The 19,612-nt window shown below is 30.0% G+C and carries 18 protein-coding genes; 10 read left to right on the top strand and 8 right to left on the bottom strand.

Translation table 11 applies throughout. The features are described 5' to 3' along the window. Positions 1 to 59: 59 nt before the first annotated feature. The 3 genes from H0I27_RS05590 to H0I27_RS17615 all read left to right on the top strand — a co-directional run bounded on the left by H0I27_RS05590 (position 60) and on the right by H0I27_RS17615 (position 1,719). On the top strand, positions 60 to 662 hold the full coding sequence (locus H0I27_RS05590) for a WbqC family protein (RefSeq protein WP_218732885.1): 603 nt from the start codon (positions 60 to 62) through the stop codon (positions 660 to 662). A 44-nt stretch (positions 663 to 706) separates the two neighbouring features. Further along, positions 707 to 1,282, top strand: coding sequence for a Crp/Fnr family transcriptional regulator (locus H0I27_RS05585; RefSeq protein WP_218732884.1), 576 nt, complete (start codon positions 707 to 709; stop codon positions 1,280 to 1,282). 131 nt (positions 1,283 to 1,413) lie between these two features. Further along, positions 1,414 to 1,719 (top strand): DUF6122 family protein, encoded by a 306-nt coding sequence (locus tag H0I27_RS17615; RefSeq protein WP_218752453.1) that lies wholly within the window; start codon positions 1,414 to 1,416, stop codon positions 1,717 to 1,719. On the opposite strand, the gene H0I27_RS05580 is transcribed toward H0I27_RS17615, so the two are convergent. Genes H0I27_RS05580 through H0I27_RS05560 form a run of 5 tightly spaced genes read right to left on the bottom strand, consistent with a single transcriptional unit; the run spans position 1,710 to position 8,330 of the window. Further along, positions 1,710 to 3,197: a lipopolysaccharide biosynthesis protein gene (locus H0I27_RS05580; protein ID WP_218732883.1), complete on the bottom strand. Its 1,488-nt coding sequence runs from the start codon at positions 3,195 to 3,197 to the stop codon at positions 1,710 to 1,712. The two genes, H0I27_RS17615 and H0I27_RS05580, sit on opposite strands and share 10 nt — an antisense overlap. A 2-nt stretch (positions 3,198 to 3,199) precedes the next feature. Continuing rightward, positions 3,200 to 4,465, bottom strand: a complete 1,266-nt coding sequence (locus H0I27_RS05575) for a glycosyltransferase family 4 protein (RefSeq protein WP_218732882.1) — start codon at positions 4,463 to 4,465, stop codon at positions 3,200 to 3,202. After that, positions 4,462 to 5,685, bottom strand: a complete 1,224-nt coding sequence (locus H0I27_RS05570) for a glycosyltransferase family 4 protein (RefSeq protein WP_254713147.1) — start codon at positions 5,683 to 5,685, stop codon at positions 4,462 to 4,464. Before H0I27_RS05570 ends, H0I27_RS05575 begins: the two co-directional genes overlap by 4 nt. Next, positions 5,652 to 8,060 (bottom strand): YfhO family protein, encoded by a 2,409-nt coding sequence (locus tag H0I27_RS05565; protein ID WP_218732881.1) that lies wholly within the window; start codon positions 8,058 to 8,060, stop codon positions 5,652 to 5,654. The genes H0I27_RS05570 and H0I27_RS05565 overlap by 34 nt, the downstream gene beginning before the upstream one ends. Positions 8,061 to 8,063: 3 nt before the next feature. Beyond that, positions 8,064 to 8,330: a DUF4834 family protein gene (locus H0I27_RS05560; RefSeq protein WP_165732817.1), complete on the bottom strand. Its 267-nt coding sequence runs from the start codon at positions 8,328 to 8,330 to the stop codon at positions 8,064 to 8,066. A gap of 178 nt (positions 8,331 to 8,508) precedes the next feature. Between H0I27_RS05560 and H0I27_RS05555 the strand changes: the two genes are divergently transcribed. The 7 genes from H0I27_RS05555 to H0I27_RS05525 all read left to right on the top strand — a co-directional run bounded on the left by H0I27_RS05555 (position 8,509) and on the right by H0I27_RS05525 (position 14,888). Further along, positions 8,509 to 9,645: a transporter gene (locus tag H0I27_RS05555; protein ID WP_218732880.1), complete on the top strand. Its 1,137-nt coding sequence runs from the start codon at positions 8,509 to 8,511 to the stop codon at positions 9,643 to 9,645. Between the two features lie 30 nt (positions 9,646 to 9,675). Further along, positions 9,676 to 10,797: a GTP cyclohydrolase gene (locus H0I27_RS05550; RefSeq protein WP_218732879.1), complete on the top strand. Its 1,122-nt coding sequence runs from the start codon at positions 9,676 to 9,678 to the stop codon at positions 10,795 to 10,797. Between the two features lie 73 nt (positions 10,798 to 10,870). Next, the gene (locus H0I27_RS05545) at positions 10,871 to 11,581 is read left to right on the top strand and encodes a 16S rRNA (uracil(1498)-N(3))-methyltransferase (RefSeq protein ID WP_218732878.1); all 711 of its coding nucleotides are present in this window, start codon (positions 10,871 to 10,873) and stop codon (positions 11,579 to 11,581) included. A gap of 39 nt (positions 11,582 to 11,620) precedes the next feature. Then, positions 11,621 to 12,262: a DUF4159 domain-containing protein gene (locus H0I27_RS05540; RefSeq protein ID WP_218732877.1), complete on the top strand. Its 642-nt coding sequence runs from the start codon at positions 11,621 to 11,623 to the stop codon at positions 12,260 to 12,262. A gap of 148 nt (positions 12,263 to 12,410) precedes the next feature. Continuing rightward, complete coding sequence (locus H0I27_RS05535) at positions 12,411 to 13,322, top strand: bile acid:sodium symporter family protein (RefSeq protein WP_218732876.1); 912 nt, start codon at positions 12,411 to 12,413, stop codon at positions 13,320 to 13,322. Positions 13,323 to 13,335: 13 nt separating this feature from the next. Continuing rightward, positions 13,336 to 14,394, top strand: coding sequence for a 1-acyl-sn-glycerol-3-phosphate acyltransferase (locus H0I27_RS05530; RefSeq protein ID WP_218732875.1), 1,059 nt, complete (start codon positions 13,336 to 13,338; stop codon positions 14,392 to 14,394). Between the two features lie 11 nt (positions 14,395 to 14,405). Further along, positions 14,406 to 14,888: a toxin-antitoxin system YwqK family antitoxin gene (locus H0I27_RS05525; RefSeq protein ID WP_218732874.1), complete on the top strand. Its 483-nt coding sequence runs from the start codon at positions 14,406 to 14,408 to the stop codon at positions 14,886 to 14,888. 188 nt (positions 14,889 to 15,076) lie between these two features. On the opposite strand, the gene H0I27_RS05520 is transcribed toward H0I27_RS05525, so the two are convergent. The 3 genes from H0I27_RS05520 to H0I27_RS05510 form a co-directional block, all read right to left on the bottom strand. Next, positions 15,077 to 17,995: a glycoside hydrolase family 3 N-terminal domain-containing protein gene (locus H0I27_RS05520; protein ID WP_218732873.1), complete on the bottom strand. Its 2,919-nt coding sequence runs from the start codon at positions 17,993 to 17,995 to the stop codon at positions 15,077 to 15,079. Positions 17,996 to 18,184: 189 nt separating this feature from the next. Continuing rightward, the gene (locus tag H0I27_RS05515; RefSeq protein ID WP_218732872.1) at positions 18,185 to 18,670 is read right to left on the bottom strand and encodes an ABC transporter ATPase; all 486 of its coding nucleotides are present in this window, start codon (positions 18,668 to 18,670) and stop codon (positions 18,185 to 18,187) included. A gap of 110 nt (positions 18,671 to 18,780) precedes the next feature. Further along, positions 18,781 to 19,608, bottom strand: a complete 828-nt coding sequence (locus H0I27_RS05510) for a 3'-5' exonuclease (protein ID WP_218732871.1) — start codon at positions 19,606 to 19,608, stop codon at positions 18,781 to 18,783. Between the last annotated feature and the right edge of the window lie 4 nt (positions 19,609 to 19,612).

The following is a 19,612-nucleotide window of genomic DNA, read 5'->3' as shown; positions in this document are numbered from 1 at the left end:
TAGCTGTTTGAAATAACAACAGATTTCGACTAAAAAAAGCATCTAAAAACCTATAGAAAATGTCTCTATTTATACCTACATATTTTGGCCCAATTTCTCAGTATACAGAGATTGTAAAATCTGATGCTGTTGTTTTTGAAATGGAAGACAACTTCCAAAAACAAAGCTATAGAAACAGATGTTACATCTTTAACTCTAACGGAAAACAGTTATTAAACATCCCTGTTAAGGATAAAAATAAAGGTACTTCTCAGCGTAAAAAAACAAAAGATTTACTGGTAGATAATGATGCTCTTTGGCAAGACCATCATTTAAAATCTTTACAAACAGCATATAGAACCTCTCCTTTTTACGAGTTTTATGAAGATGATTTATTAAAAATATTTCATAAAAAATATACATTTTTACAAGACGTAAATATAGACACACATTTGTTTATTACAGATGCATTACAAATATCTCAACAATATTCTAAAACAGCAGAATACCTTGTAGAAACTACAGAACCTGATTTTAGAGAACTTGTAAATGTAAAAAATCAACCAAAAAAAACACCCGATTCTTACATTCAAATGTTTGATGATAAACATGGATTTATTCCTAATTTATCAATTTTAGACTTAATCTTCATGGAAGGACCAAATGCCATTAGCTATTTATAATTAATTGCATTAAATTTAAACTTATTAACTAAAACGCTTATTTAATGAATGTTTTATCCTTTTTTATTAATAATTTCCACAAATTACCTCCTGAATCTTATCAAAAATTTTTAGAGCTCACAGAGTTGAAATTTTTTAATAATAAAGATGTTTTAACTAAAACAGGTGATAAACCTACGGATTTATATATTTTAAAAAAAGGAATTGTTAGATCTTACTATGAAGATGAAAACGGAAAAGAATACATAAGAAGTCTATTTGTACCTTTTAGTTCTACAGGTTCATTTGGAGCTTTAGTTTCTAATAAAAACTCTTTGTTAACCTATCAATGTTTAACTGATTGTGAATTATTTGTTATAAATTATAAAAAATTGAAAGAACTTGCTTTAGTTGATAATGACATTGCAGTTATGTATGCAAATGCTTTGGAAAGCATTTTTTTATTATTTGAAAAAAAAATATATAATTTATCCGTTTTAGATGCAACAGAAAGGTATAAAGCATTAAAAAAAGAGATACCTAATATAGAAAACATTATACCACAATACCACATAGCATCATATTTAAATATTTCTGCTGTGCAATTAAGTCGAATTAGAAAAAAAATATATTCAAAATAATTCTATTAACATAGGTAAAGAATTAATAAACAAATTATATCTAATTTAGCAGTGTAAGAATTCTAAGCTCCCCCAAAGAATTACTACCCCTAAAAAAAGGTTTATTTTGTAAAAGGAGTAAACCTTTTTTTATGTCAAAATTTATAATACACTATTCCCTACATTTTATAATACCTGCACTTATAGCCTATTTATTTTTTAAAGATAATTGGAAAAAGGTTTACTTAATCTTTTTGTGTTCTATGTTGGTCGATTTAGATCATTTATTAGCCACTCCTATTTTTAAAGAGAATAGATGCAGTATCAACTTTCATCCATTGCATTCTTACATAGCTATTGGCTTTTATGCAGTAGGTTTGGTTTTTAAGAAAACGAGAATACTCTGTATAGCACTCTTATTTCATATGATAACAGATTATATAGATTGTTATTTGTAGTATTTTTTTAAGAGTATATCAAACTCATTAGAAATATTAAGTTTAAGTACTAAAAGTATATATACAACCGTAATTAAAATACTTTTTAAAGCAATATTTATAATAGGGTGAACAGGAAACTTCCATAAATAAATGTCACTTATAGTAAAATCCCAAAAATTAAAAGCTAAATAAAGAACAGTAATTATTACAATCATTTTTAACGACTTGTCTGTAAAAGGTGTCATAGAAAACTTACTTTTTACAAAAAATAACTTAAACGTATTTGCTAAAAAGATTACTATTAAAGTTGCAAACGCTAAGCCATCTGTTCCCATATCTAATTCATAATAAAAAAGTTTATTTAAAAGATAAACCGATAATGCCATAGAAATACTAATGGGTAATGTTATTTTATAAAACTTAGAATTGTTTATGATAGCTCCATTGTTCCCTAAGAAACCATTATATAGCTTCAGTACAGAAATCATAAGAACCACCAATGCACCACCTCCATATTCTTTAGGAAGTAAATTAAATAATTGACCAACGTTTGCATTTATTAAAACAAAGAAAAGGCCGCTAATTAATAAAAGGTTAATAGAACTCTTTTTATATAATGAAGCAACTTCTTTATGGTTCTCTTCATTTAATGTTTTAGATGTTAAAGGCTGTAAAATGTTTAACATTGCCCTACTTGGTGCTTCTATAAAAGAACCAATAAAAACGGCAACAGAATAATAAGCTGCAATTACCAAAGACTCCTTACCAGGTATCATAAATTTATCAATATCTAAAATAATGGCTCCTGCACTTCCTGCTAAAATAATATACCCAGAAAAACGAATTACTTCCTTAAAATTATCTGGTCTAGAAAAGGTGAATTTTGGCGTATATAAATTAAATGCATAAAACATCATGATAAGCGTTCTTAGAAAATAAGCCCCTGTTAAGAAGTAAATAAACTCGTGCTTTGTTATCAACTCAAAGTAAACTGCAAATAACAAAATCATTACCATTACACGGTTATACAGCTCCTTTAAAATATTACCAAAAACAGATTGAAATTGAACTTTAGCCCAAGAATAAAAAATCTCAAAATAAGAACAAGCAACGGCTACTAGGTAAATAACAACAGTATAATCTTTTATAATAGGATTTTCAACGGATAAATAATCCCCTATTTCTTGATAGAATAAGTTTCCAAAATAAGCTATAGGAATTGCAATAAATAGTGGTAAAAAAAGTACCGACGATAAAAAACTATCCCTCTCTTCTTTTGTAAAATAGCTAGAATAAAACTTTACAATTGTATGATGGATTCCTAACGCAATTAAAGGCATTAACAAATTAGAAGTAGATAACAGAAAAGTTACCAAACCATAATATTCATCTTCTAAAAAACGAGTATATAAAAACAAGGTATTTATTCCGCCAAAGGCAAAGCCAAGATAAATAAAAAGTGTGTTTTTTAAAGACTGTTTAAATACAACTCCCATGGCTACGAATGTAAACTTTTAAGAAGTAATGCAAGGTCTTTGGTCAGTTCTTTTCTATGAAATCTCTCAATATTTTTAGAATTCACTTCTAAAGAACCTTTTTTATATTGATGATATAATTTTAATATTTCTAATGATAATTTTTTTCCATTATCAAAATCAACTACAACACCAGCATTGGTTTCTTTCACTATTTCAGATAAATCTCCATCTTCTGGTCCAATCGCTAAAATGGGTCTTTTAGCAGTTAGATATTCAAATAACTTCCCTGTTAAAATTCCTTTTGATTTTTCTACATTCGGAATTAATAACAATAAAATCTGAGCTTTCTGCTGGTATGCTATTGCTTTTTCATGCGCAACATATCCAACAAAATTAGAATTCTCTGTTAAGTTATTTTGAGAAATTTCTTCTTTTACTTCATTAGAAATATCTCCAATAAAATTAAATTTTAAATCCTTCTTAAAACCTTCATCTTGTAAGCAAAGTTCTTTTAAAACGTTAAATAACACCTTAGGATTGCTTTGTTTTGGCAACAAACCGATGTAGGAAATAGAAAACTCCGTATCTAAAGTACTGTTGCTATTGGTTAAAACTTCATCATCAAAACCATTGGTAATCACTTCTACCCTACCTGCTTTTTTAGCAAATTCGGTTTTTAAAGCATTACTAACCGTTAATACGCAATCTGCATTTTTTAAAACTTTTTCTTCTAATTTTTTATTTCGATTTTTCGCAAAAGACAATTGCTTAAAATCTTTATTGTAATACAAATCCGACCAAGGGTCTCTAAAATCTGCAAGCCATTTAATATTATTTTGTTCGTGTAATTTCTGAGCAATTAAATGCATACTATGCGGCGGACCGGTAGAAATAATTGCATCAATCTTGTTAGCATCTAAATACTTTTGCAAGTATTTTACAGAAGAGTTTACCCAAAATACTTTAGGATCTGGAATAAAAAAATTCCCTCTTATAAATGATAAAACGCCTCCGTTACTTGCATTGGAAATTCCACTTTTCTGAGGTGTATTCTTTTTCCAAAAAAGGATATCTGTAGGTTCCCAAATAGCTTGTTTTAAAACTTCTATATTTTTAGGGACTTCATTAATTAAGGTATTATCTTCCTTAGGATACTTTACATTATCAACTGTGTATACAATAGGTTCTATTCCAAATTCTTGTAAATATTTTACAAATTTCAACCAACGTTGCACTCCAGAGCCTCCTGCAGGCGGCCAATAATATGTAATTATTAAAACTTTCAAGATGGTAGATTATCGTATAAATGTAGCAGTTTTTTTGAAGTCTGTTCCCAAGAGAACTCATTTTCTATAAACTCTTTTCCATTTTGTCCTAATTCATTTCTTAATTTCTCATCCTTGTAGAGCGTTATAATTTTATCAGAAAAATCTTGTACATCTCTGTCTTTATGAATTAAACCTGTTTTATTATTCTCTACAACTCTTTTTTGAGCCGTAGCATCACTCACTAAAAGTGGTTTTGCCAAACTCATATATTGAAAAATCTTATTTGCATAAGCTACATCATGTTGTAAATTTCTATGCAAAGGCGAAATACAAATAGCACTAGACAAAATATAAGATTGAAATAAAGCAACATTTTGCCAACCTTCAAAATCAACAAATTCTTCTAATTTTAAGTCAGCTACTTGTTGTTTTAAAACAACATCTGTAGTATTTCTGCCTACAATAACCAACTTAATATTTGGGATGGTTTCTTTTAATGAAGTTAGAGACTCAATAGCCGTTTGCAGGCCTCTTCTTAAATGAGTATCTCCTAAATACAAGAGTACAAAATTGTCTTTGTACCTAGCTACAACCGTTTTATCAACTTTATAATCTGTATAAAACGATTCTCTAATGGTATTCGGAACTAAAACTAACTTTTCTTTAACAGAGGGGATTCTTTCTACTAGATTCTCTAAAAATTCAGGAGAAACCGAAATTACTTTATCTGCTTTTTTTATAAATTTCTTTTCTTTCTTTTTCCATTTTGATGGTGAAATAATATACTTTCCTGGAAATTTCTGCAGGTGCGGATATAATTTCATCACTTCTGGCATATTATCATGTAAGTCTAAAACTACCGGTAAATTGAAAGATTTATTTGCATTAAAAACAGCTTCTGCAATTCTAATGTCATGTATATGTAACGCATCAATTTTTGTTTCTTCTATAAATTGATGAATCTTTTTTTTCATCAAAATGCCATAAAGAGGAACGGTATACGCTAAAGCTGATAATTTATATTCTAGTTTATTTGATGTAAATCTTTTAACCTGAACTCCGTTTATAACTTCAGACGATTTTTCTTCAGCATATTTTAAGCAGAACAGAAAAACATCATGACCTGCTTTCACCAAAGAAACGGCTTCGTTTTCTACCCTTGGATCAGGCGGAAAAGGAGCATCTAAAATCATCCCTATTTTCATTATTTTTCTTTCTTCTTTTTGTAAAAAAACCAACCAGCTGTTATTAAAATTAACAACGCATAAGAAGCTAATGAAATAATTTTTCCTTGCTGAATTACTTTAGGTTCAAACTTAAATTCGATCGTATGCTCTCCTGCAGGAATTGTCATTCCACGTAACACATAATTAACACGCACATGCGGCGTTAATTTTCCATCAACATAAGCGTTCCAACCATCTTTATAATAGATTTCAGAAAAAACAGCAAACTGATCTTTCAATGTTTTAGCTTGATATGTTAACGTTGTTACATCGTAATTTAAAAGTTCTATTTTGGCAGTACTATCAATTTCTCTAGGAAAAGTAGATTGATTGTCTTCATCGTTATAGAAAACAGCCACCTTCTTTGTATTTAAAGAATCTAAAGCTTGAATTTCTTCATTCGCTGAATCTACAATTTTTACACGTTCTACAAACCAAGCATTTCCGTTAGCATCTGGGTTTAATTGCGATTGCTTCTCTCCTTTATCATTACCAATAATAAAATATTTAGTATTTAACATGTTTAAAACTTGCATGTTATTTTTGGCAATTTGAAAATCAAATAACTCTTGATAACGACCTAATTTTGCTGCATGATACCCTCCAATAGATTGATGAAAGTAAGATGTACTACCATCATTCATTGGGTTTACAGTGAAATTACCAACTCTATAATGACTTTTATCTTGTAAAATAATTTTATCTGCTGTTGATGCTATAAATGGTTTCTCAATTTTTCTTGCAGATTGAAAATCATCTTCATTTACGTACTTTTTATCCACAGAAATTAAATCAAATAACAAAAAGACAGTTAATGCTAAAATAGCAACACCTTGTTTTAATTTATCCTTTAACAACATCCATAAAACACCTGCAGAAAGTATCATTAAAAATAAAGAACGTAATGTATCTGTTAATAGCATCGATTTTCTATCAGAAATAATTGCATCTGCTAAACCCGGTAACTGATTGTATTGAGCATCTCTTATTCCTTCAAAAGTTGAAAATCCGTGTGCTAATAAAAACCCTAAAACAATTAATCCTCCAAAAGCATAGACTGCTTTTTTTAATCCATCTAGTTTTTCATCCGAAGAAATCTTAGACGAAAAGAATTCTTTTAATGCTAGTATCCCTAAAATAGGCACACATAGTTCTGCAATTACTTGTATCGAGGAAACAGCTCTAAATTTATTGTACAACGGAAAATAATCAATAAAGAAATTGGTTAAAACATCAAAGTTTCTCCCCCAACTCATTAAAATTGAAAAAACGGTTGCAGTAACCAACCATTGTTTCAAGCGTCCTTTTACCAAAAATATCCCTAAGAAAAATAGAAAGAAAATTACAGCACCAATATAAGCAGGTGCTTCTACAATATTTTGATTTCCCCAATAGGTAAGCGCTTGTTCAGAGTATTCTTTTGCTGCACTTCTTCCTGCTTTTTCTTCTAAAATTTGATAAAAATTAGAATCTTCCCCTAATTTTTCTATGGTTCCTCCGCCCATAAAACGAGGAATGAATAAATTAAAAGTCTCTAATTTTGCGTAACTATATTCTGTAATATAGGCTTTATCTAAGCCTTTTGTAGCTTCTTTTTTACTCCCATCTGGCGTAATAGTCAATTCAGATTTCCCTCTTGTACTATGATCTGCATATTCTTTCATAGCCATTAAACGAGGTGCATTTGCTCCAATACCTAATAAAACTGCTGCAAAAATTATAGCTACTTGTTTTATAAAAGTCGGAATAATTTTTTCTTTAATAGCATGGATAAACTCTACAATTCCTAGAATAATTAAAGCAAAACCTAGGTAATACGTCATCTGAGGATGGTTTGTATAAATTTCTAAAGCCATTGCGACTCCAGTTACCATAAAACCAAGAATATATCGTTTCTGAAAAACCCATAACAATCCAGCTAATATCAATGGCATATAAGCAATTGCATGTGCTTTTGCATTATGTCCTGCTCCAAAAATAATGATTAAATAGGTTGAAAACCCAAAGGCGAGCGACCCAAAAATAGCCAACCTCCAATTTACTTTCAAAGCCATCATTAAAACAAAGAAGCTTAAAAAATATAAGAAAGTATAATCTGCAGGTCTTGGCAAAAAGCGTAAAATTCTGTCTATTCCCCTTACAAAATCATTCGGATAATAAGCACTTACTTGGTACGCCGGCATTCCACTAAAAGAAGCACCTGTCCAATAAGGCTCTGTGTTTTTATCTGCTCTAAAATCATTAATCTCTTTTACCATTCCGGTAAACTGAGTAATATCAGATTGGTTTAGCTTCTCACCTTTTAAAACAGGATGAAAATAGATAATTGATACCAAAGCAAAAATTGCAACAGCACCGATGTATGGTAAAATTTTAGTAAACTTCATAAATTAATCTATTTCCTCAAAATCCACATATTCACCAACAGAATTTTTACTTTGCTGTTGATTCCCTGGAGTTTTATCGATTACTGTTTTCCCTTCTGGCACAGTATTTTTTTGCGGTTCTTGTTGTTGTCCGCCACCGTATTGCTGTTCTGCTTTCTTTTTAATTGTTTCAGCAGCCTTTTTAATTAAAAAAGGTGCGAATAATTTTGCTAAAAACTTAAACGCATAATAGCAAAAAACAATAATAGCTATGGTTCTTAATAATCCCATTCAAATATTTATTTATAAAAAAATCAATCAAAAATAACAATTTGAATACAATTGGAGCGTTTACAAACTATAAAACTTTCTTAAACTCAAAAAAGTATCGTTTGCTTTTATAAAATAGCATTTTTATACTATGTTTGTGTAATAGGTAGTTACTGCCAATAATATATTATCTTAATTTATGAAAAACTTTTTCCTGAAATTTTTTATTACCCTCATCGTATTTATAAGTAGCTCTACACAAGCACAATACACCGATGTAATAAACTCTAACAAACCTGGTTTTTCAGAAAGTCCATACAGTGTTGGTACTGGCGTATATCAATTTGAGACAAATGTTTTCTACAAAAACACCAGTATAGAGCCTACTTTTTCTATACCAGAATCTTTTGGAGCAGATTTACTTTTTAGAACAAGTTTTTTTCTTGAAAAATTAGAATTAAATGCGCAGTTAACATATCAAAAAGACGAAGTAACATTCCATAATGTTTTCACATCGCAATATTCAAATTCTGGGTTAAGTAAATTTACAATCGGTGCAAAATACTTGTTATTTCAACCAGAATATACTGATAAAACAAAAGAAGTTAGAAGTTGGAGAAAAAGGCATGCTTTTGATAAAAAGCGATTAATTCCTTCTGTTGCTTTGTATTTAGGAATAAATACAGATGTTGTAGATGATCTATATAAAACAGAAAGCATTTCACCTAAATTAGGCGTTTTATTACAGCAAAATATTACAGATCGATTTAATATCGTTTACAATGGATATTACGATAAAATAGGAACCGACTTCTTTGAACTTTCATATATCATTACTGCAACACAGAATCTAAACTACAATTGGTCTGGTTTTATAGAACACCAAGCAATTTTTAAAAAAGAACAAAATAATTTAAACATAGGAGCAGGATTAGCCTATCTTATTAATGAAGATTTCCAACTAAATACCTCAGCAAGATTTCTAAAAGAAGGAAAATCCCAAGGCTTTTACGGAGGTTTTGGTATCTCTTATAGAATAGATACTCATTCTGATTCTTATACAGATTTAGACGATAGCGGTCAAGTGATTAAAGACACGCCAATTAGTAGGTACAATAAAAAACAAAACGGTTTTTTCTCTAGAATATTTAGTGTTTTCAAGAAAAAAGACAAGAAAAAATCAGTTAGAAAAAGAAGTAGAAAAAGGACTTCTACAAAAGAGAAAAAAGGAGGTTTCTTAGGTTTGTTTGGTAAGAAAAAAGCAAAAGAAGAAACAGATATAGAAAAATTAGAAAGAGAAATTAAAGAGCTTGAGAAAGAAGTAGAAGAAGATTAAAATAACCATTAGAAATACTATTTTTGTAATATGATTACAATTAAAAAAATGACCACCAAAAAGGAAATGAAACAATTTGTAACATTTCCTTTTTCGTTATATAAAGACCATAAATATTGGGTTCCTCCTATTATTAAAGATGAAATAGACAATTTTGATCCAGCAAAAAACCCTGTTTTTGAAAATGCAGATGCGCAGTTCTTTGTTGCTTTAAGAGATGGCAAAATTGTAGGAAGAGTTATTGCAATAATCAATTGGTTTGAGGTTGAAAAACAACAAATTAAAAAAATGCGTTTTGGTTGGTTTGATGTTATTGATGATATTGAAGTAAGTAAAGCTCTATTGGAGAAAGTTAGAGAAATAGGATTAGAAAATAACTTAGAATATATAGAAGGACCAATAGGTTTTAACAACCTAGATAAAACGGGTGTTTTAACAGAAGGTTTCGACCATATTGGTACCATGATTACCTGGTACAATCATCCTTACTATAAAGACCATTTAGAGCAATTAGGTTTTGTAAAAGAGAAGGAATATTTAGAAAATAAATTCAAATTTAAAAATGTTGATGGTGTTTATTTTGATAGAATAAGTAACATTTTAAAAAGACGTTTTAAATTAAAAGCCTTAGATTTTACAAAGACAAAAGACATTTTACCTTACGTAGATGAAATGTTTGAGGTTTTTAGTGCTTCCTACTCTAAACTGTCTTCTTTTGTGCCAATTTCTGATTCTCAAATTGCTTTTTTCAAGAAGAAATACATCAGCTTTATCAATCCAGAATATATAAAATTTGTGGTTGATGAAAATAATAAATTAGTAGCTTTTGCCATTGTAATGCCCTCTTTCTCGGAAGCTTTACAAAAAGCAAACGGAAAGTTATTTCCATTCGGATTGTTTCACTTATTAAAAGCAAGAAAGCACTCTAAAGATGTTACATTTTATTTAATTGGTGTGCATCCAGATTATCAAAATAAAGGTGTACACGCCATTATATTTGATCAATACACAAAAACTTTTGCACCTCTAGGCATCGAAAATTGTATTAGAACTCCCGAGTTAGAAGACAATGAAGCTATTAAAAAATTATGGGAAAACTTTGATCCTGTAACGCATAAAAGACGAAGAACATATCGAAAGAGTATTCAGTAAATCATTAGCAAAAGCAAAATTAAAAAACTTTGCGTCTTTGCGAGAAAAAAGAACCTTGAAACTAATTTAAAAAATGCAATTATTTTATAATTCTGAAATTTCTACAGAAACCACTCAACTCACATTCGATAAAATTGAGAGTAAACATATTGTACGTGTTTTACGTAAAAAAGAAAATGACATTCTTAAAATTACAAACGGTAAAGGCTTTTTGTTTGATGTAAAAATTATACTTGCAAGCGACAAAAAATGTTTGGCAGAAGTTATTGGTTTTGAAGAAAAACCTAAACCATGGAATTATTACCTCCATATTGCCATTGCTCCTACCAAATTAAATGACAGAATTGAATGGTTTTTAGAAAAAGCAACAGAAATTGGTATCGATGAGATTACACCAATTATTTGTTCTAATTCAGAACGTAGAGTTGTAAAGCTAGAACGTTTCGAAAAAATTATTCAGTCTGCCATGAAGCAATCTTTAAAATTCACGCTTCCTAAATTGAATGAACCAGTAAAATTGAATGATTTTATAAAACAAGATTTTAAAGGTAACGTTTGTATTGCACACTGCGAAGATCAAAAAGATAAAAACTTATTACAATCCGTTATAAAACCTTCAGAAAAAACGACCATTTTAATTGGTCCTGAAGGCGATTTTTCTAGTGATGAAATTAAAAAATGTTTGGTAAAAAATATGATTCCTATATCTTTAGGAGAAAGTAGATTGCGTACAGAAACTGCTGCATTAGTAGCTGTAAATACCATTTCGTTTATCAATCAGTAATTTTTACTATATTGCTTTCAATTCTCACTAAAATAATTGATGAAGCAAACTTTAGTTCTAGTATTAATTTTCCTTATCTTCTCTACAAATGCACAGGATGTTGCCATTTTAAAATACAATGGCGGTGGAGATTGGTACGCAAACCCAACAGCAATTCCTAATTTAGTAGACTTTGCAAACAAAAATATTGGAACCAATATTTCTAAAGATCCACAAGCCGTAAATATTAATAGTGAAGATCTTTTTAGCTACCCTATCATCTTTATGACGGGGCATGGAAATGTATTGTTTTCTGATGATGACGCGAACAACTTAAAAAATTACTTAATTTCTGGGGGATTTTTACATATTTCAGACAATTACGGATTAGATAAATTTATACGAAGAGAATTAAAGAAAGTTTTTCCGAATTTAGAGTTTAAAGAAATCCCGACCAATCATCCTATTTTTAATCAGACTTTTAAATTCCCTAACGGGATTCCAAAAATTCATGAACACAATAAAAAACCTGCCCAAGGTTTTGGTTTGTTTTACAAAGGAAGGTTGGTTGTTTTTTACGATTATGAAACAGATTTAAGCGATGGTTGGGAAGATGAAATTATACACAATAACCCAAAAAGTGTAAGAGAAACTGCGTTAAAAATGGGGGCGAACATTATTGAGTTTGCTTTTAAGAATTAAGTTAGCAGTTAGCAGTTAGCAGTTAGCAGTTAGCAAAAATAAAAAACTTTTAGCCTTTGCAACTTTGCTAGAAAAAATAAAATTTAAAACAAGATTTTTTGAACCAAGAAAACCAGAAACTTTGAAACTTTGAAACTAATTTAAATAAATGCAAAACAACATAGATATAGACGATATTAAAATAAACTTTGATGAGAGTGGTTTATGGGTTTTAAACATAGCCATTGCCATTATTATGTTTGGCGTTGCTTTGGGTATTTCAGTAGAAGACTTTAAAAGGCTTTTTAAAAATCCTAAAATCGTTTTTGTAGGTGTTTTATCACAATTTATTTTATTACCTGCAGCAACATTTTTAATTATTTTAATACTAAAACCGCATCCTAGTTTTGCATTAGGGATGATGATGATTGCTGCGTGTCCTGGTGGAAATGTTTCAAACTTTTTCAGTAAAATGGCTGGAGGAAATGCAGCTTTATCTGTAAGTTTAACAGCTTTTGCAACCTTAATTTGTATTATAATGACGCCTCTTAATTTACAGTTTTGGGGAAGTTTATATGAACCAACCAATATAATTTTAAAAACAGTTTCTTTAAATCCGTATGATTTATTTAAACTCGTTTCTATAATTTTAGGAATCCCTTTAATTCTTGGAATGGTTATTAAACACTACCACTCTGAAATGGCTCAAAAGATTGAAAAAGTCTTAAAACCATTGTCCATGTTGGTTTTTATCGCTTTAATTTTTATTGCGTTTTCTCAGAATTTAGACGTTTTTATACATCATATTCACCACGTGCTATTCTTGGTTATTTTTCATAATATTTTTGCCTACATTTTAGGGTTTTATACCGCAAAAAGTTTTAAATTGAATAAAAAAGATTGTAAAACAATCGCTATGGAAACTGGTATCCAAAATGGAGGATTAGGTTTGTTACTAATTTTTGGTTTCTTTGAAGGTTTAGGAGGAATGGCTTTATTGGCTGCTTTTTGGGGAGTTTGGGATGTCTTTTCTGGCATGGCATTAGCGACTTATTGGGGCAGAAAATCATCTTTAAAATAATTATTAAAATTATATGGAAATTTCACAAATATGGTTTCGTTTAGTGCGTTTGTACGTTAAACTCGGACTCTTTTTTTACACAAAAGAAATAAAAGTAGTGGGTTTAAAAAACGTACCAAAAAAAGGAGCTGTACTTTTTGCTATAAACCACCCAAACGGATTGATAGATCCTTTAATTGTAACTACTAATAACCCAAGAGCTAGTTATTTTTTAGTAAAAGCGGCTGCTTTTAAAAACCCAATTATAGAAAAAATTCTAAATTCTTTAAATCTAATAGCCATTTATAGAATGCGAGACGGCATCGATCAATTGGCAAAAAACGAGGAAGTTTTTAATAAATGTTATGACATTTTTAATAGAGGAAAATCTTTAATGATTTTCCCAGAAGGTAGCGATTGTAGAGACAGAACCGTAAGACCTTTAAGTAAAGGTTTTACTAGAATTGTATATGGAGCTATTGAAAAATATCCTGATTTACAGATACAAGTAGTACCTGTTGGACTTACGTATCAAAATGCATCTCACTTTCCTTGTAAAGTAGCGCTGCATTATGGAGCACCTATTAATGCTAGTGAAATTTACGCAAACAATATCCCTAGTAAATCTATTAACATTTTAAAAAACGAAGTTGTAAATCAATTAAAAGGACTCTCTGTTCATGTAGAAAAAGATGAAAATTATGATACTATTTTAACGAAGCTAAATGATGCGCAAGTAGATTTTACAGAAGTAAAAAAAGTACAAGAGATGATTAAGACAAATACATTTCCACCTAAAAAAGAAGGCTCTAAAAACTATTTAAAACCGTTGTACTATTTAATTCTCCTAAATAGTTTGATTCATTATATAATTTATAAAAAGCAAGCGAAAAAAAATCCGGATATCGATTTTGTAGATACTTTTAGGTTTACCTATAACTTGTTTATTTTACCTGTTTTTTATGCACTCCAAGCTTTTATAGTTTCGTATTTCTTTGACAACAAAATAGGACTCTTTTATTTTACTTTTAGCTGTTTTATAATATTTATATATAGCAAGTTGTCACCAACAAATACAGAAGCTAACTCTTAAAATAAAAAAAAATGAGAAAAACGATTGCATTAATAATGATAATCTTATGTTCTGCATTCTCTTTTGGCCAAGAACAAAAAGCAATAACGATTACTTATGGGGCTGAAAAAGAAGTAATCCCAAATATTGGAGATACTATAAGAGAATACAATTCAACTAAAATACTTAAAAAAATAAAATTTAGGAGTTTAGAAAAATTCACTATTCAAGAATATACAGAAAATGGCGACTTGTATAAATTAACAACCTTTCCATTAGAAAACCTTAAAAATAAAAGCTTGACTAAATATCACCCAAATGGAAATATTATTTTAATAGCAAACTATGATAACGGAATTGTTGATGGATATTTTCAAAAATTTTATGCTAATGGAAAACCTATGAAAATTGGTACTTATAAAAAAATGAAAAAAATAGGAGAATGGAAATATTTTAATGAAAATGGTAAATTAACAAAACAAGAAAATTATGAAAACGGGAAGTTAATTAATTAAAAAAACAACTACAACGCATCTAAAATTAATAACATAAACATCTGACTTTCTATAATACAATAAAGCTAGCAACCAAGTTTAGCCCTGATTGCAGCAATTGTTTGAGCTCTTTTTTATTCTTTTTCTGAATAAAAAAAGCGAGTGCGGAAAGCAGGAAATAGCTTCTGAAAAAGAATATTTCATACTTCTTAATTTATAATAGCATCCTGAATAACTTGCTGAATTTCTGTACGCATATTACTCCTTACCAAACTCATGTTTGCTGCTGTAGGGTACACTCTATTAGACAAAAACACATATACAATTCCACTTTTTGGATCTGCCCAAGTGTAAGTACCTGTAAAACCAGAATGCCCAAAACTCTCGTCGGATACACAGCCACAAGTTGCTTTTACCTTAGGGTTTAACTGCGGTTTATCGAAACCTAAACCTCTACGCACCTGCATATCTGAAAAATAACGATGGTTAAATTTGTCTAAGGTTTCTGTTTTTAAATACCTTTTACCACCATAATATCCTTTCTGTAAATACATCTGCATAATTTTTGCAACATCATTTGCATTGGCAAATAAACCTGCATGCCCACCTACTCCACCTAACATCGCAGCTCCCATATCATGCACATAACCTTGTACTAATTGGTTACGGTAATAGTTGTCTTTTTCGGTAGGTATAATTTCGTTTGCAGGAAACTTTTGAAGTGGTAAATAAGTAGTTCTATTAGCACCTAAAGATTGGTAAAACTCTTCATCTACCAAGGTATTTAAAGGTTTTTCATAAGTATTTTCTATCGCTTCTTGCAATAAATAATATCCTAAATCGCTGTATTTATAACCTGCAGTTGTTCTTTGGTCTGCTTCTTTAATATATTTATAAATACTGTCTTTATAACTCTTGTTTATATATAAGTTTTTTGCCACGTTTAGTGAAAATCTTTCCGATTGTTTATTACTATAAAAAGCAGGTAAATTTTTATGCGTTATACTATCTTGAGTTGCCACATAAAAAGGAATCCACGCTTTTAAACGTCCGTAATGTGAAAGGATTTCTCTAACAGAAACCGCTGCTTTATTAGATCCTTTAAAACCTGGTAAAAGATCTTGAAGTTTTTCATTTAAAGAAATTTTCTTCTCTTCTTCTGCTTTCATCACTAAAGGTAAAGAGGCTAAAATTTTAGTAAGGGAAGCCAAATCATACACGTCAGAATTTTTTACTTTTCTAGACGTATCATCTGTGTGATGACCGTAACTTTTCTCTAAGACAATTTTACCATGTCTTGCCACTACAACCTGAAAACCAGGTGCCATTTTTTCCTTTAAAATAATGGTAGCTAAAGAATCTATCTTTTTTAATTTTATAGAAGATAATTGGGCTGCTTCTGGTATAGTATATTCAAATCTACTTAGGTTTGAGGTAAAGAAACCACTACCTTCTAAAAAATCACTTTTAATAGAAACAGGCAACTTCCCTTTTGCTCCAAAAGCTCCAAAAATTAATTGAGCAGAGAGTTCTTGGGCCAATTTACTATTTTGGTATGACACAATAATGCCTTCTATATTTGTAAAAGATTTTACCTGTAATAAACTATAAGGACTTGCAAAAACATCTAAAATTACATTATTCTCTCTAGATATTTCTTGCAACCAAACCAATTCTTTATTTGTAAACTTATAACTTTTCCATGGGTTAGCATTCGATTTATGAAAACCAACGATTACCATGTTATAAGGTTTCAATTTTGTTATAAGTCCGTCTAAATTTTCACTATAAATCTCATCTACTTGTCCATAATTTTGAAGCATATCAATAAAAGGATATCCAGAATCGTCGCCTAATTTTACATATGCAATTTTTCTTTCTTCTAAATTTGTAATAGGTATATTATAGTTTTTATTTTTGAGAACAGTTAAAGAATTCTTCACCAATTCTCTATGCAATAATTCATCTTCAATTGAATTTAAGTCTTCATGCAAATTATTTAAGACTACTGGTTTATATTCATTTAAACCTGCCCAATATTTCGCTTTTAATATTTTACGAACAGAAAAATTGATTCTTTCTTCTGTTAATGTCTTTAACTCAATAGCCTTTTTAATCATATTTACCGTAGCAGGAATCTCTTGCGGAATTAACAGTAAATCATTCCCTGCTTGTATAGCTGCCAAATTAATTTCTGCCGAAGTAGCATAATTAGCAGCACCCTTCATATTTAAACCATCGGTAATTACCAAGCCTAAGAAGCCTAATTTTTGCTGCAATAAATTAGTCACTACATTTTTAGACAAAGAAGTAGGCAATCTACTATCTGGTTCTAAACTAGCAATACTTAAATGTGCCGTCATAACACTTGCCATACCAGCATCAAAAACTCTTTTGTATGGATACAATTCAACAGAATCTAAGCGCGCTAAATCAAAATTTAAAACGGGTAATGTATGGTGAGAATCTGTTGCGGTATCTCCATGCCCCGGAAAATGTTTTGCATTTGCCAAAACCCCTTGACTTTGCATCCCTTTTGTAAACGCAATCGCTTTCTGGGTTACGTTTTCTTTATCTTCACCAAAAGATCTGTTTCCAATAATTGGGTTTTCTGGATTTGTATTAATATCTACAACTGGCGCAAAGTTTACATGAATTCCCAATCGCTTACAATGCATCCCCAAATGCTTACCGAATTCAGTAATTAAAGAATCTTTTTCAATAGCACCCAAAGTCATGTTCCAAGGAAATCTATAGGTATCTTTTAAACGCATGTCCAAGCCCCATTCTCCATCAAAACCAATTAACAAAGGTACTTTTGCCGAATCTTGAAATTTATTAGTAAGTACCGCTTGTTTTTCAGGAGTTCCTTGCATAAAAATTAAATTACCCACATGATATTTTTGAATCATATTGGTAATATAAGCTTCGTGCTTTTTGTCTTTATTAGAATAGGCTTGTATCATAAAAAGCTGACCAATCTTCTCATCAATCGACATATTTTTTAAAATACTATCTACCCAAATATCTTGCGCCTCTGCATCTTTCGCTATTAAAGGATCTACACTTTGTGCAGATAAATTAAAAACAAAACTTATAAAAACGACTATTAATAACTCTTTCTTCATATTATTATGGGACATATTCTTAGGGCGTTTTAACAGGCTTTCGCTACTCGCTTTTTTTAGGTTGTTCTCTATACAATTACGCTAAAAAGCGTAACCACTCGAACTGAAACCTAAAAAAGAGCTCAAACAGACCGCTCTATCCTTAACGCAACAATTTGCTAACTGAATTCAATAATTTTAATACAATTTTTACACCAAAAAACGTTTGTGCCAACTATCTTTTGCGGGAATTTCCCAATTGTTTTCAAAATCTTCTTTGGTAGCTACCATATTATTAAAAACAATCGTATCGGCAGTTACTTTATTTTCTTCTGCGAACTTCTGAAAATCGAACAATTTTACTAAGTTAATATTGTCATTATCTTTAAAAGTAACATTCAATTTATCCATTAAATCTAATTGTAATCCGTTTTCTAATTCTTTAATAAAACGAACAGAACTATCTATAGAACAACCAGAAACATTGTTAAAGCTTTCATCTACTGCCAACACCAAAAACTGATTGTATTTGATAGTAAAAGAACCTTTTAAATCGTCTCCATGACGCGTCCATTGGTTAATAAAGTCTTCTGCTTTTTCTGAAATAAAGTTTATTTCATTCTCTGTAAATTCTCTATTGGATTGGTAAATCCAAACGCGAGAATTATTTGGTAAATTTTTATATTCTGTAAACATTGTTTGTTGTGTAATTTTTTAACTGTTTAATTGACAGTTTAGTTTAATACATCTTAATTATTAGATTTCTCAATCGCCTAAAAAGACTCATTCCAAATGACAAAAAAGAACTATCTTAAATTAAACTTCTGTTGTAAAGCTTCTAATTTTTCTTTGTCAGACATTTGCTTTTTTGGCGCCGTCATTCTTTCTTTAATTTCTTTTAAAACCTTTTTAGTGTACAAAGGAAAATCTGCATTCTGCATCCAGTTATTATAACCAGGATTTTCTTTAAACACCTCTTCTACCGTTCTACCTTTGTATTTTCCGAAAGAGAAAATTTCTTGCTTTTTATCATTCATCAGAATAAAACCAGCAAAATCTGCTCTTTCTCCGTGTGTAGAATATTCACTTAAAGCATCTACAGTATTTTGTATGTCATCATATTTATCTAACTGAGCTAACAAAATTTCGTACGTTGCATTGGTATCTGCTTCTGCTCCGTGTGCTCCTTCTAATTCTTTTCCGCAGTAAAACTGATATCCAGCACTTAATGTTCTTTGTTCTTTTTTATGAAAAATTACTTGCACATCAATTGCTTTTCTATTTTTCATATCAAAGTCGATACCAGCTCTCATTAACTCTTCCGCTAAAAGCGGGATGTCAAAACGATTAGAGTTAAAACCTGCCAAATCAGAATCTGCAATCATCTCATTAATTTGTGGTGCTAATTCTTTAAAAGTTGGCTCTGAAGCTACTTTTTCATTTGTAATTCCATGTACATCTATAGATCCTTGTGGAATTTCCATTTCCGGATTTACCAACCAAGTTTTACTTTCCTTATTTCCGTTTGGGAATACTTTTAATATGGCAATTTCAACAACTTTATCTGTTGCAATGTTTACTCCTGTTGTTTCTAAATCGAAAAATACGATTGGCTTCTTTAAATCTAAATTCATTTTA

The sequence above is a fragment of the Polaribacter sp. HaHaR_3_91 genome, assembly GCF_019278525.1.
GTDB lineage: Bacteria > Bacteroidota > Bacteroidia > Flavobacteriales > Flavobacteriaceae > Polaribacter.
Note: the sequence above shows the minus strand (reverse complement) of the source record. Positions and strands in the feature narration are given on the sequence as shown.